Annotated in this window: 11 protein-coding genes; 4 read left to right on the top strand and 7 right to left on the bottom strand. The window is 39.2% G+C overall.

Annotated features, from left to right (window positions below):
• Positions 1–188: 188 nt before the first annotated feature.
• Positions 189–1094 (top strand): LysR family transcriptional regulator, encoded by a 906-nt coding sequence (locus SJY28_RS10100; RefSeq protein WP_379544349.1) that lies wholly within the window; start codon positions 189–191, stop codon positions 1092–1094.
• Between the two features lie 242 nt (positions 1095–1336).
• On the opposite strand, the gene SJY28_RS10095 is transcribed toward SJY28_RS10100, so the two are convergent.
• The 6 genes from SJY28_RS10095 to SJY28_RS10070 form a co-directional block, all read right to left on the bottom strand.
• Positions 1337–2398, bottom strand: a complete 1062-nt coding sequence (locus tag SJY28_RS10095; protein WP_379544348.1) for a hypothetical protein — start codon at positions 2396–2398, stop codon at positions 1337–1339.
• 81 nt (positions 2399–2479) lie between these two features.
• Positions 2480–4018 carry a YHYH protein gene (locus tag SJY28_RS10090; protein WP_379544347.1) on the bottom strand — a complete coding sequence of 513 codons (1539 nt, stop codon included), beginning with the start codon at positions 4016–4018 and terminating at the stop codon, positions 2480–2482.
• 318 nt (positions 4019–4336) lie between these two features.
• Positions 4337–5314 carry a hypothetical protein gene (locus SJY28_RS10085; protein WP_379544346.1) on the bottom strand — a complete coding sequence of 326 codons (978 nt, stop codon included), beginning with the start codon at positions 5312–5314 and terminating at the stop codon, positions 4337–4339.
• A 118-nt stretch (positions 5315–5432) separates the two neighbouring features.
• Positions 5433–5975 (bottom strand): hypothetical protein, encoded by a 543-nt coding sequence (locus tag SJY28_RS10080; RefSeq protein WP_379544345.1) that lies wholly within the window; start codon positions 5973–5975, stop codon positions 5433–5435.
• 138 nt (positions 5976–6113) lie between these two features.
• Positions 6114–6404, bottom strand: a complete 291-nt coding sequence (locus SJY28_RS10075; RefSeq protein ID WP_379544344.1) for a hypothetical protein — start codon at positions 6402–6404, stop codon at positions 6114–6116.
• Positions 6405–6430: 26 nt separating this feature from the next.
• On the bottom strand, positions 6431–6727 hold the full coding sequence (locus tag SJY28_RS10070; RefSeq protein ID WP_379544343.1) for a hypothetical protein: 297 nt from the start codon (positions 6725–6727) through the stop codon (positions 6431–6433).
• 468 nt (positions 6728–7195) lie between these two features.
• Between SJY28_RS10070 and SJY28_RS10065 the strand changes: the two genes are divergently transcribed.
• A complete protein-coding gene (locus SJY28_RS10065; RefSeq protein ID WP_379544342.1) occupies positions 7196–8122 on the top strand; it encodes a hypothetical protein in 927 nt (308 codons plus the stop codon).
• A gap of 367 nt (positions 8123–8489) precedes the next feature.
• Here SJY28_RS10065 and SJY28_RS10060 read toward each other — a convergent pair whose 3' ends face one another.
• A complete protein-coding gene (locus SJY28_RS10060; RefSeq protein ID WP_379544341.1) occupies positions 8490–9551 on the bottom strand; it encodes a helix-turn-helix transcriptional regulator in 1062 nt (353 codons plus the stop codon).
• A 239-nt stretch (positions 9552–9790) separates the two neighbouring features.
• On the opposite strand from SJY28_RS10060, the gene SJY28_RS10055 reads away from it, so the two are divergent.
• Both SJY28_RS10055 and SJY28_RS10050 read left to right on the top strand, forming a co-directional pair.
• Positions 9791–11509 (top strand): GMC family oxidoreductase, encoded by a 1719-nt coding sequence (locus tag SJY28_RS10055; protein WP_379544340.1) that lies wholly within the window; start codon positions 9791–9793, stop codon positions 11507–11509.
• A gap of 122 nt (positions 11510–11631) precedes the next feature.
• Positions 11632–13083, top strand: coding sequence for a coniferyl aldehyde dehydrogenase (locus tag SJY28_RS10050; protein ID WP_379544339.1), 1452 nt, complete (start codon positions 11632–11634; stop codon positions 13081–13083).
• Positions 13084–13165: the final 82 nt, after the last annotated feature.

The following is a 13165-nucleotide window of genomic DNA, read 5'->3' as shown; positions in this document are numbered from 1 at the left end:
TCTGTCAGACGAAGCCGAAAACAATCTCTGTCAGTGACATGATAATAGAATGGTTAAATAAACAAATGCTCAAAATTCCCTAAAATATTCTACGCCTTGTCAATACATTGATATATTGCATCAAAGGACAATGTTATTTTCTTTTTTTGCTATAATCCAAAACGTATTACACCAATTGGGGAACAAGTATGAGCAAAGCTGACGATATGGTTTTATTCGTCCAAGTGGTTGATGAAGGTTCATTTTCTCGGGTCGCTGAAAAGCTGTCATTAACGAATTCAGTGGTAAGTAAACGCATTGCAAGATTAGAAGAAAGCTTAAATGCACAGCTGCTTTATAGGACAACCAGAAAGTTAAGCTTAACCGATGCAGGAAGGACGCTTTATAACAAAGCTAAAATCGCTAAATTTGCCTTTCAGGAAGCTGAAAATGCCGTTACAGGCTATGGTGAGGACATGAAAGGCAACATACGTATAACCATGCCAGCGGTCTCTGCAAATCTAATATTGAGCGAATCCATTGCCGAATTCTGTAAACAACACCCAGAAATATCAGTAGATTTACAGATTACCAATCGATTGGTTGATTTGATAGAAGAAGGATTTGATCTGGCGATAAGGACAGCAGAGCTTGAAGACTCATCACTCATTGCAAGACGTCTTATAGATAGCCAGTGGGTCATATGTGCAACACCAGACTATTTAGAGCGACACGGTACACCTCAAACCCCTGAACAATTACGGAGTCATGAGTGTTTGGTCTATAAGTTTGATCATACGGCGAATGGTATATGGCCGCTATATATAGATGGCACGGAGCAACTGCTTCCTGTACAGGGTCGGTTTCATAGCAATCATCTTAATGCAATTAAACAAGCGACTCTCAGCGACCTAGGTATCGCCTTTTTACCACAAGCACTTGTTTATGAAGAAATGCAGCAAAATACGCTCACTCAGATTTTGCAACGCTTTACACGAAAGAAAATGGGCATGTATGCGGTTTACCCCAAGGCACGGCAACCGGATCAAAAGTTGAAACTGCTTGTAGCGCATCTGCGAGAATCATTACATCAAAAACAGGCTTACTACTGCTAAGTAATAAGCCTGTTTTTGATATGAATAAGCAAAGATGGATGAGAGTATTTGACGATAATAGTCATATATGTCGACTTCGCTTTAATCAAAGCAAAGAATGCCTGAGCACTATTAGCTATAAGTATAAAGTGCTCAGACATGAAGTTCAGTTGTACTAGATAATGTTATCAATATAGGCGTTTAATAGCTGCAACTTTATTGCTTAGTAGCTTTCATAAAGGCTGAACAATCTAAATAAAGTTTTATAATCCATTGACTGTGTAGCGTACGATAACTTCATTATCGAGTACTACATTGGTTGACCAAATGAATTCAGCATCTGCTTTTTCATTATCAAAAATATCTATGAAATTGGTATAAGCTGATTTATTGTCTACCCCAATGGTTTGGTTACTATAAGTGGTGGCATTCGGCCAACTAGAGTCATCAAAGTCTACTTGTTGCCAATTGGTAGGCAATTCCCAATGCAGGCCATAATCTGCCGAACTATCTTGCACATTGCTGGTGGTAACACAATTGCTAGATAGGCGCTCGCTACCCGACTCACTAACACAGGACAAGTCTCTAATCGGCGCGGTATAAAAAGTTTGTGCTTTCCAGTTTTTATCAGTCTTGGCGATGATGTTGTTATCTTTATCTTTGATCACAGCGACTAGACCACCATCTCCTGCATGAAATTCTGAGCCGTTATTGCTTTCTGAACCAATACCTAAGTTTTCTTCCCAATCTACCAGATGCATAGCAACAGTAAACGGTGCTTTTGCTTTGAAACGCACTATGTTTGAATTGAACTGAGTAAATGGTACATTGTCACGGCCGACGGCTACGCCATTTACGTACATCTCAAAGTAATTATCTGCAAAGATATAAGCGGTATACACCTCACCATCTGCATCTATTTCAATGATGTCTGAGCCATCGAGTTGAGCTAAAGCTTCACTGGCGGTGCGATAGTCGTTGCCCGTACAAGGATTGTTTAAGTCGGGTGCCACTGGGAAGTCTGTATTGAGAAAATTGGTCGCTGCTGGTACTGTCCATGTTTTACCGTCAGTTGACTGGATACTACCGATGTTGGTTTGACGACCACGGTCACATTCATAGGCATTTGTCACATCGGTCTGGGCAAGACCTTGAGTTAAGCTAGCGGTACCAGTATAGCTGCTGGCATCTGCACTACTTATTGATGCTGTTGTTTGCTCATTGGCATCGGTAGCTACTGAGTCTATTTGAGTTTGGCTACACGCCGCTAGCAATATAGCAGATATTGTCGTGGTTAGCAAAGCAGGTATTAAAATAGGTTTCATTAGGATTCCTTAGCATTATATAAGATGGTCTAAAACTCAGCTTATTTGTCTCTATAACTGATCATTATCGTTAGATGCACATTATTTTTTCTGTGTATCATCAGTGCGTTTATAAGTCTGTACGGTCGTACCCTCTGGATCAATAAACTCAAAAGTATAAGTATCTTTAGTCGCTTCAGTAGCGCCCCAACCGTAATTCAGCTTATGCTCTTGACCGTCATGGGTATACGTTAGACTATATTGAGTCGGGCTTATAATCTTGTAATCTGTGATCTCGGCTCCGCGCAAAGGCGTCAGCGCGGGGCGAACGCCATGAGTATGTGCTTGCGGTGCAATTTCATTTTCTGGCGCTTTCGTATCTGGGTTCACAGTGACCTTACCGCGCAAGCCTGCAATTAAATACGGAAACTCTGAAGTAGCATGGTATTCATAGCTACCGTCTTCATTGAATTTGCCTAAATATTCATCTAGCTCATCATCAGTTTCACCATAGACAGGAAAGCCGTCTAGCGCATAAGCAATGGGCTTACCTTCACCAACTTGTGTCTGTAGGTGGGTTGGTGCAAGATGATAGTGGTAGTCATCAGCACGTCCAGAATGCCCGCCCCAATTATCTAATTCTCCGAATGCTTTGGCGTCCTCACCGCGATTGTTTAATGGGTTGAATATAGGAATGCCATTAGCTGCGATAGCGATGGCCCCTTTCATAAAATTATCTTTGGCCATTAACGGCTCATCGGCAAGCTCAGGCTGTAAGGGAATGACCCAACTGTTCTCATTGGTATAATCTTGGTCGATAGGTACTTGCTGCTGCCAACTGGTGATACCTGTCATCATTTCGTGGCTTGGTATACCATTTGATTCGACATACAGATATTTATCATCATGATGGGTACTGACGTTATCAAATGAGCCAAATACTGACGTCATAAAGTCAATATCATTGGCTGGTACTGGCAAATGAGCGATCGCCTCTTTAGTCTTTGCACTGATATTTTGGGCCGTCTCAGTGCTGCTACAAGCCACAAGTAACGCAGCTGAACCCAATACACCAAAAACTGAATAAGCTACTTTTGAGGTTCGGTTTTTTTTGTGGCGTATATTCAAAACATAGAAGAAAACCAAACCACTCGCTAAGATCAAGCCGCCCAGGAGGTAGAAGAATAAAAAAGAGCGCGTGTCACTGTTATCCGTTATAACAGAACTTTCCGCATCAGCTTTGTTTAGTGCAGTCCCATTATCATTGGCAATAACAGTAGTATCGCTTGGATTTTGGATAGCCGTTAATTGATTACTACTTACCAGATTTTCAATCACTGCTAGCTGATTGATCGCTTGAATATGAGCGTTTTTTTCCAGAATATAGGTTTGAGCATCGGCTGAAAAGTCTGACAAATTAAAAGAGAGCAACTGATGGTGACTATCCGTTAAATAAACAGTACCGTCTTCTAATTTGATGAAATCAGCAGCGACACTAGGCTGGCCTATGATCTGCCATTCTTTGGCAGGCATGGTATGTTCACTAAGGTCATGGGCGTAGGCAGAGGTCAATGATGAAACTTGTATGGCAGTGACAATAGCAAGCAAGCTGAAAGCTTTAGCTGTTTTTGTAAGGGTCATAATACGCTCTCGTTCGGATTGATATTTGAAAGTTAGTAATGGTCAGACGGATATGCGTATACGCACCTGTTTAAATGTCATAACTGTTTATCGTTACTCACACAAAAAATTATAGTGATCAAAATAATAGGTCTATTATATTGAAAAGATAATATCAATTTTTACTTTAGAGAAACTTTAAGAAGTGTTAAACCCTATTACGCTTTTTACTATGGAAATCACGTAGACTATATCTTCGCCTACTCTATTATCATCAATCGTGATGCAACGTACGGCGATAACTAGCAGTGTTCTTATATAAGAAAGCATCGTGCAAAATCAAAAACGCATCCCACTGTCTTCTAAACACTGCAACAGATTTTTATCAGACGCACAAGGTTGGATTTTTTTGAGTTCATCAAGCGATAGATATTCAAAATAATTGGTCAGTGCAACACGAGCATCGGGGTCATCTATAAAATAGCCGTCATCATATATTTTATCTTTCCAGCTTGGATTTACTCGATACAAATAAGACTTATAATCTATATTGGCTAACGCCTCGTCAGGGAGCTGATCAAAAGGGCCATCGTAATAGTTATTTTTATAAACATTATTGGCATTAACGCCGACTAATATGGCAAATTTTTCCATAGGTAGGTAGACAAATTGAGTCCTAGCACCTACTTTGAGCACCTCGCTAAAGGGATAGTAAAACTCATCATCTCTAGATAAAGGATTAATATAATAAAAGTTATTGGTAGTAGGATGAAATGCCAAATAAAACGTAACCCCCGAATCATCCATCATGGGTAGGTTCACTTCAAAACCTTGACTCTCAAGCGTCTTTACAAAATCAGCATCTGGCTCTATCTGATTAATCTCAAGGTTTTTTTTGATATTTTTGAAGGTCAATTGATATAAGTTAGGTTGATGCTCTTTCAGGCTAAATATGTCTGATGACTTATATAGTTTATGATGCGTTTTAAATTCACCTCGTTCTTTGCCGGCTATGTCATAAAAATATATAAAGGATAAGCTGCTCTGCTGTCTTAACTTATGACCCACCAACATATTGCCTTTTATTAAGTTGCCCTGATGGTAAAAGTTAAAGTAATAATAGCCCTCTGAAGGGTAAATAGTGAGGGTATCGTCAGTCTGTGATAGCACGTATGCAAATACGTCATCTACATTATCAATATCAAGCTCAGTATCCTGATACAGCTCATTGATCATTTTCTCGTTAGTATTTAGGGCATTGGCTTGAGCAGAGTACAAAAAAAGCAGACTCACCAGTAGGTAACAAAAGGTTTTCATAAATACTCTCCAAAATGTGGCTTAGTACATAAAAAATGACAGCTAAATTTTTAACTGTCACCCTGTTCTACTCATAGATAGCATATATAGCATATATAGCATATATAGCATTGCTAAATTATTTTGCTAATTTCATAGACTCAAGTTCAACGTTTTCATCGTTGATCCCTACTTTAGTAGTAATACAATTATGTTTCTTTATGGTCTTCCCAAATAAATGACCTGCGCTTTGCGCCAGCTCTTCTTGACCACTCGTAAATTCACGTGCTTTAAAAATCTTAAATGATTTTTTGGTCCAATGTGACTCAGACTTGCCCCAGCGATGTCCTTGCGATTTAGTCTCTGCCATTTGGCTCTCCATAAAAGCGCCACAAACGTCGCCATAGCTTTTTTCAATCATGTTATTTTCTTCAGCAAACTTAGTAAGAGCTACTTGCGAGGCGGTTTCTTCCATCGGTGCACTCACTTTAACGGTACTACGTTTACGCTTATGCTTAGGTTCTCTATTCGTTGTGCTCCAGTTGTGGTTTCTGATACTCACGTCACTATTCTCAGTTAAAGTAATACCATTTTTGGCACCTGCCATATCATCGGCGGCATGGCTGAGCCCTACTAAAGACATGCTCAGTGTCAGTATCGTTATTTGCTTATAAATATTCATAATATACATCCTTGTGTAAAAGTATTTAATATCAATAAATCACTGTGAACAGCTGAAACCACTGTAAGAATCTACGTAGATTTGCCATCAAATGATCCATATGACGGACTATCTGCCCGAGTCTCTTTAGGGTCTTGATTAATTCTTAAAGTCTTTTCTAAACTTGAGAGCTTCCCTTAACCCTTGCCAAGGCCATCTAAATCCCTCTTCCTTATCTACTTCAACATCATTTGAATTATTAATGGCACTTGAATGATTACTGATCTGCATTGCTTCTTTTTGCTGAATACCTGAGGGTGCGGCTTCATTAACACTCATCATTGAGGTTTCAGAGATACGTAAGTTTTGGGTATTGTTATCCTCAGCATAGGCGATGGTGGTTAACGGCAAAATACAGATGCTAGTTAAGATGGCTTTCGACAGTTTCATGATTGTAACCCTCTACAGTTAATGAACTAACAGCACTTTGCTCTCTCAGGCGTCGCTACTTCTTTGTCCTTTTTCTGCCAAGGCCAGCGCCACGTTCTTTCTTTGTCCACTTCTACATCGCTGCCGTCTTGAATGGCGTTCGATTTTTCGCCCATATGATCATTATCATTGTGCATTTTCATGGTTGCTGGTGCTGCTTCATTGACGCTCATCATTGAGGTTTCAGAGATACGTAAGTTTTGAGTATTAACGTCTTCAGCATAAGCGATGGTGACTAACGGTAAAATACAGATGCTGGCGAGTACAGCTTTTGCTAATTTCATAGTTATCGTCCTTTATGGTTGCTTAACTCCGATACGTGAGATTAAAAATCCATATAGCCAATTAATTTGATTAGATAAACTAACCAAATTAATTAGTATAACTAGGTATATCAGAAATATTCATCATTTTCTATGAATATATTTCATATGATAAATATAAATAGCCTGCCTAAAGCTAGCTAAAAAAACGATACAATAATCTTTCCATTAATAATCATTCACTTTTTACCTATCAATAGTACCTGTATCAATGCCTTTTTATCTTGCTATAAATCAGACCATTGCTATTAGCTGCTCAAGCAACCCAAGTTATAAATTGTATATTTTTAATAAATAATCAGGACAACCTCACTAAGTAAAATATATTACAATTGTAGCGATAACGTTAAGACTGAAATTTTGTTTTGCAATTTAATATAGCTTTAACTATGATTACTTTCTTACGGGAAGCTAACGATAGGTAACAATATGCAAATTAATAAATTATATACGGGCCTCGCATTGGCTAGTGCCTTAGTACTTACAGGATGTGGTGGAGATAGTGACGGTCAGTACGTCGCAAGTAATGGAGACGATGGTGGTCCTATCGTTAATAATGAACTAAGCTATACAGTCTTTGACTCTTTTACCGATGTGAACGATGGAGAGTACAAAAATGCATGGGGTAAGCTCGCTTATAGACTTAGCAATAGCGGCTTAATGCAGACAATATCTACTATTGTAGGAAGCTCACCTACTGCATATCAGGATAGCGTAGGTGATGTCTCTGAATTAGAGTTTTACGCTGGCCAAAATTTGTTCATTGCGGTTCCTGAGGATTTTGATAGTCAGTTTTATAACATTAGCTTTGTTGATAGTGATACGTTCAAGCTAAATATTCGTTCAGGAAATGCTTCCGTCAATTCAACTTATGACATTGTAACCCTTAACCTTGAAGGCGTAGGCAAACAGCCATCCAACGCTAAAACAGGTATTGACACTGATTTATCTTCTTTTCCTAGCAGTGTTAACCCTGTTTTTCCGAGCGGCTCTCAATGCTATATATTCCTAGAGACACCTAATCAAAATTTCTATACCTTTTCTGAAGACGAAGATGAAGGTAGCATGACTATAGATGAGTGGATTGCTAACGAGAAAACGTATAACACTGTCACCAAACTTGTCAAAGAAAACATCGGAATCAACAACGAGCTACCAGCTGCTCGGTATACTGATGAAGATGGCGAGATCGTGGCAGCTGTCAGATACAACGGCTTGATATATGATGCTTTCTATAATCAAAGCGGAGTCCAAGAAAATTTCAATACTAACCCTGACATCGAAGAAGTTTATTGTAGTCTGTACAATGACGTCGCGGCTAATTTCTTAGAAACACAAATCAAAGCCAACTACTAAAAATAGTTTTTACCAAAAAGCTATCATGAGTATTGCTTATTAAATAGAATAAAAAATAGCGCCTACAATGGGCGCTTTTTTTATGTTTGATCACTAATATTAAACTCAAGCAAAGAGGAACTCACTGGCTAATCACTGGATCATAAAAGTACTCAATAGCTTATAAGCGTTTTATATGTCGGTCTTTATATAGAGTCTGACATCGCTGAATTTTTAGCACTATATAAACCTTGACCCGAATTAAGACAGTATTAACTTTCCTTGACCTGAATATGCCTACTTTCAAAAGATATCATACGATACAGTTAGTAAATCAAGGATGATCATGCCCTCGCTGCTATAGTCAAAGCATATATATAACGAGCTGTTAGTCACTGAGATAACATTCTTTATATGCTCTTGGCGTCATCCCAAACCAACCCTTAAAGGCACCAAAAAACTGACTATTAGAATGATAACCAAGTAAAAATGCCGTATCTGTAGCTGATAACTTTTGCTCTATTAAGTATTTATAAGCTAACTTTTTTCGAACTTCCAATAGCAACGCTTTAAAAGAAGTACCCTCTTCTCTTAGACGCCTTTGCAAGCTACTAACACTCATATTGAGCACCTGAGCAACTTGCTCACGAGTCGGCTCATGCAGACCCATGATTGTTATGAGTATATGCTGACAACGTTGTGTATAGCTGGTATCGGTGAAGTTCTTATCAAGCATATGATGCAAAGGGTTGATAAAAAATGTACTTCCTACAGTGTTTTTTGCGTGTTCCGATGAGTAGTAACTGTGATCAGCCCTATCGATTCGATACGTTAAACTATTGACTGTTTTAGACATTTCTGCTGGAACACCTAAGAACTGTTTATATAGTTCAAACCCTTGGGAAGACTGCCGATGCGCCAAAGTAAGCCCTACAGGTTTGAGTGAGCTAAATGTCGAGATAATTTTATAAACGGAAAAAATAATGCCGTCAATTTGATGCTTATTAACCTGTTCAGGAACGCTTGGATTGAACTCAAGACGGATTAAATCTTTTCTCTCAAATAAATGAACCTCGATTGATTCAGTCATGACTTTGAAGTAACGCGAAATCAAACGGCAGAGAACAATAAGAGGAATATCAATATTGGCATTTATTAGAGGAGTGATACATTGGCTTATTCCCTTATGAAAAGGAAGAGATTCAATCTCGATATAATTGAAAACTTTTAGCCCTATATAATCATCTTGGAAGAAATAGGTAGCCAAATTGAACTCATTCGTGACGACAGCTAGTGGCATTCTATCGCCTTCAAAGTCATCGAGATCACTAAATTGTGACATAATTTTGGGTATATCAGATGAGCGATTTATCTGTATTAGATACGTTGCTACGGCTTTTCTATAACAGAGCGCTGTCAGCTTATGAACCGTATATTCATTGAGTTCCATAGATTTACTCTGTGTTGAATTTAACTTGATTTAAAACTGCCGTTCACTTTTTGGAGTGTATTTAGCATCACGGTTAAAACACTTTTAAGTGATGATAGGTTATACAAAAGTACATGAATGAAAAATATTGATTAGTCTTATCAATATTTTGACTGTTTGACCCGTTAGATTATATATCTAACTTTAGCAAAAAAAGCCTAGTAGTAGCTAGGATAATCCAAGGAAGGAGTTAACTAATCATGGAATTTGATTATATTATCGTTGGTGGAGGATCTGCAGGATCCGTGTTGGCAAGTCGATTAAGTGAAGATCCTCAAGTCACAGTGTGCCTTTTAGAGTCAGGGGGTGATGGCAAAGATCTAGTAGTACGTTTACCTGCGGCAGTTATTGCCCAAATGAGAGACAAGCCAATTAAGATAAACAACTGGTGTCTCAGTACTGTGCCCCAAAAGCACCTAAACAATCGTATTGGATATCAGCCTCGTGGCAAGTGCTTAGGTGGCTCATCAGCTATTAATGCGATGGTTTATACCCGTGGTAGTGCAAAAGATTATGACCGTTGGGCTGATGAGGGCTGTGACGGTTGGGATTATGATTCACTCTTACCATATTTCAAAAAGGCAGAAAACAATGTCCGCGGTGCAAATCATTTTCATGGCGACAGTGGACCGTTAAACGTTGCCGACCCTCTTAGCCCTCGGCCTATTACTAATGCTTTTGTCGATGCATGCATCGCGAATGGCTTAGATAGAAATGACGACTTCAATGGTGATAAGCAGGATGGAGCTGGCCTTTACCAATTAACTCATTTCCATGGTGAAAAACAAGGGCAGCGTTGTTCAGCTGCTGCCGCCTACCTACACCCTGTAGAAGACAGACCCAACCTAACTATTATTACAGGTGCCATTGCTTCTCACGTCCTCATAGAGAACGGAGTAGCATCAGGAATGGTTTACCTCAAAGATAATCAAGAAAATACCATTAAGGCCAATGCAGAAGTCATTCTGTGTGCTGGTGCTTTTGGCTCTCCAAAGATTTTGATGCTATCAGGCATTGGTCCTAAAGAAGAGTTAGAAAAACACGGTATTCGTGTTGTCTATGACTCTCCTAATGTTGGTGAAAATCTCCAAGATCACCTTGATGTTGTGTTTGACTATGAGGTAAACACAAAAGACGTATTTGGCGTAGGTTTTGCTGGCGGCATCAGCCTCATGAAAGGAGCTCGTGATTGGAGAAAAGATGGGACTGGACTGCTATCAACCAATTTTGCTGAAGGGGCTGCTTTTTTTAGTGCCACAAATGCCACACCTAAAGACTGGCCAGATACCCAGCTTCACTTTGTTATTTCTAGAGTCATCGATCATGGCCGTCAAGTTAAGTGGGGATATGCGGTATCTATTCATAGCTGTTATCTCAGACCTGAAAGCCGTGGCACCGTAAAGCTCGCGTCCTCTGACCCAAATGCCGCGCCACTAATTGATCCCAACTATTTAGACCATCCAAAAGATGTGGAAATGATGGTGGCAGGTGCTCAACGTACGCGCGAAATCATGCAAGAACAACCTATTGCCAAATATATTACTAAAGACTATGCAGCTTCCGCACTGGATAAAGACGGCTTGTTAGGTTATATCCGCAATAAGTCAGACACTATATATCACCCAGTAGGCACGTGTAGGATGGGCTCAGATGCTGAATCCGTGGTGGATCTAGATCTCAAAGTAAGAGGTGTAATCGGACTACGTGTTGTGGACGCCTCTATTATGCCTCACCTTAATAGTGCAAATACTAACGCTCCAACGATAGCCATTGCAGAAAAAATCGCTCAGGAAATAAAGATGGAGCGTTTTCATCTAAGCCACGGTAGCACAAGTATTGAAACTGAAGATTCCGTTAAATTAAATGAAAACATGCCCAACATGGTAGTGGCTAAAGGCCATGTAAGCGTTGCGTATTGAATTGATAGTGACTACTGCAATAGTACTACCAGATTAATATCTCAATTACGCAAAATCCTAGGATTATGATTATATGCCATCTTCCTAGGATAATTTTATAAAATATTTCAAGGATGAAAACGATGGATAGCACTCAAATTGATAACAGCTCTTCAGTAAGTAGCTCCTCCGCAATCATTACCAACAAGAAAGATCTACAAGCCCAGTTTTTGAGACTGCAAAAACTGAGTCGCAAAGAACCTATAACTGACTGGGATACTAGAAAATCTCAACTTGAAACTCTTGAAACCTTATTAAGTAAAAATAAGGATAAACTTACTAGTGCTATCAATGCAGATTTTGGTCAACGTAGTGAAGGTGAAACTAAGTTTGCCGAATTATTTTCAAGTTTTACAAGCATTAGTCATGCAAAGAAACATGGTGAGTCTTGGATGAAAACTCGAAAGGCGCCTGTTTCAGCTGTTTACTTGCCAGCTCGTAATGAAATAGAACCACAACCATTGGGCGTAGTGGGTATCATGGTCCCTTGGAACTATCCACTATATTTAGCAATTGGTCCAATGATAGATGCTATTACAGCGGGAAACCGTATTATGGTCAAAATGAGTGAAGCTGCGCCAAAATTTGCTCAGGCATTTGCTGAAGCTATTGAAAAACATTTCTCACCAGAGATGGTAAATGTTGTTGTAGGTGATGTTGATATCGCGGTAGCTTTTAGTGAGCTTCCTTTCGATCATTTGATTTATACCGGCTCTACAGAAGTAGGCAAAAAAGTCATGGCAGCAGCGGCTCCGAATCTAACGCCAGTTACTCTTGAGCTCGGTGGTAAATCTCCGGTGATTGTACTAGATAATGCCAACTTAGAAAGTGCTGTAAATAGAATCATGACGGGTAAAGCGCTAAATGCTGGACAAACTTGTATAGCACCTGACTATGTACTGTTAAATCGCAAGTATCATGAGCAGTTTACTAGTCTAGCCAAGAAATGGATGCAAAAGCATTACCCAAAAATCACGACAAACAAGGACTATACCCATATTATCAATAGTGCTCAGTTTGTTAGAGTTCAAAAGTATCTAGACGAAATACCGAAAGAGAATGTTCACCATACAACTGAAGTGAAACCAGATATCAACTCACGCTTAATGCCTCCTATTATCGTAACTGAACCTACATTAGATAGTGCATTAATGCAAAATGAAATATTTGCACCAGTACTACCACTCATACATTATGAAGAGTTAGATGAAGCTATCGCATTTATCAATGAACGCCCTAGACCATTAGCGTTATATATATTCGGAAATTCAGAAAAGGATATTAAGCGTATTCGCTCCCATACGGTATCTGGCGGTGTCTGTATCAATGAGATTGTATTACATGCTCTGCAGCATGAATTGCCTTTTGGCGGGGTTGGACATTCCGGCATAGGAGCTTACCACGGTAAGATTGGCTTTGAACGCTTTAGTCATATGAAGCCCGTTTTGGTACAGCCCAAAGTAAATGCTATGAATTTATTACAACCTCCTTATGGAGTTGTCTTTAATAAATTTATGTCTATGTTCATCAAATAGATACCTTAACCCATATTTATATTTTAGCAATGATTACTACTAATAGCTCAAAGAACCATGAATGCACCTCGCTTCGATGGAT

Origin of the sequence: Psychrobacter sp. R86515, assembly GCF_042466315.1 — a bacterium.
Lineage (GTDB): Bacteria > Pseudomonadota > Gammaproteobacteria > Pseudomonadales > Moraxellaceae > Psychrobacter.
The sequence above is the reverse complement of the archived record's forward strand: the minus strand, read 5'-3'. Positions and strand labels throughout refer to the sequence as shown.

Bases quoted from the DNA above. Each gene is read 5' to 3' on its own strand.
- SJY28_RS10100 (WP_379544349.1), top strand. From the start codon at position 189: ATGAGCAAAGCTGACGATATGGTTTTATTCGTCCAAGTGGTTGATGAA.
- SJY28_RS10095 (WP_379544348.1), bottom strand. From the start codon at position 2,398: ATGAAACCTATTTTAATACCTGCTTTGCTAACCACGACAATATCTGCT.
- SJY28_RS10090 (WP_379544347.1), bottom strand. From the start codon at position 4,018: ATGACCCTTACAAAAACAGCTAAAGCTTTCAGCTTGCTTGCTATTGTC.
- SJY28_RS10085 (WP_379544346.1), bottom strand. From the start codon at position 5,314: ATGAAAACCTTTTGTTACCTACTGGTGAGTCTGCTTTTTTTGTACTCT.
- SJY28_RS10080 (WP_379544345.1), bottom strand. From the start codon at position 5,975: ATGAATATTTATAAGCAAATAACGATACTGACACTGAGCATGTCTTTA.
- SJY28_RS10075 (WP_379544344.1), bottom strand. From the start codon at position 6,404: ATGAAACTGTCGAAAGCCATCTTAACTAGCATCTGTATTTTGCCGTTA.
- SJY28_RS10070 (WP_379544343.1), bottom strand. From the start codon at position 6,727: ATGAAATTAGCAAAAGCTGTACTCGCCAGCATCTGTATTTTACCGTTA.
- SJY28_RS10065 (WP_379544342.1), top strand. From the start codon at position 7,196: ATGCAAATTAATAAATTATATACGGGCCTCGCATTGGCTAGTGCCTTA.
- SJY28_RS10060 (WP_379544341.1), bottom strand. From the start codon at position 9,551: ATGGAACTCAATGAATATACGGTTCATAAGCTGACAGCGCTCTGTTAT.
- SJY28_RS10055 (WP_379544340.1), top strand. From the start codon at position 9,791: ATGGAATTTGATTATATTATCGTTGGTGGAGGATCTGCAGGATCCGTG.
- SJY28_RS10050 (WP_379544339.1), top strand. From the start codon at position 11,632: ATGGATAGCACTCAAATTGATAACAGCTCTTCAGTAAGTAGCTCCTCC.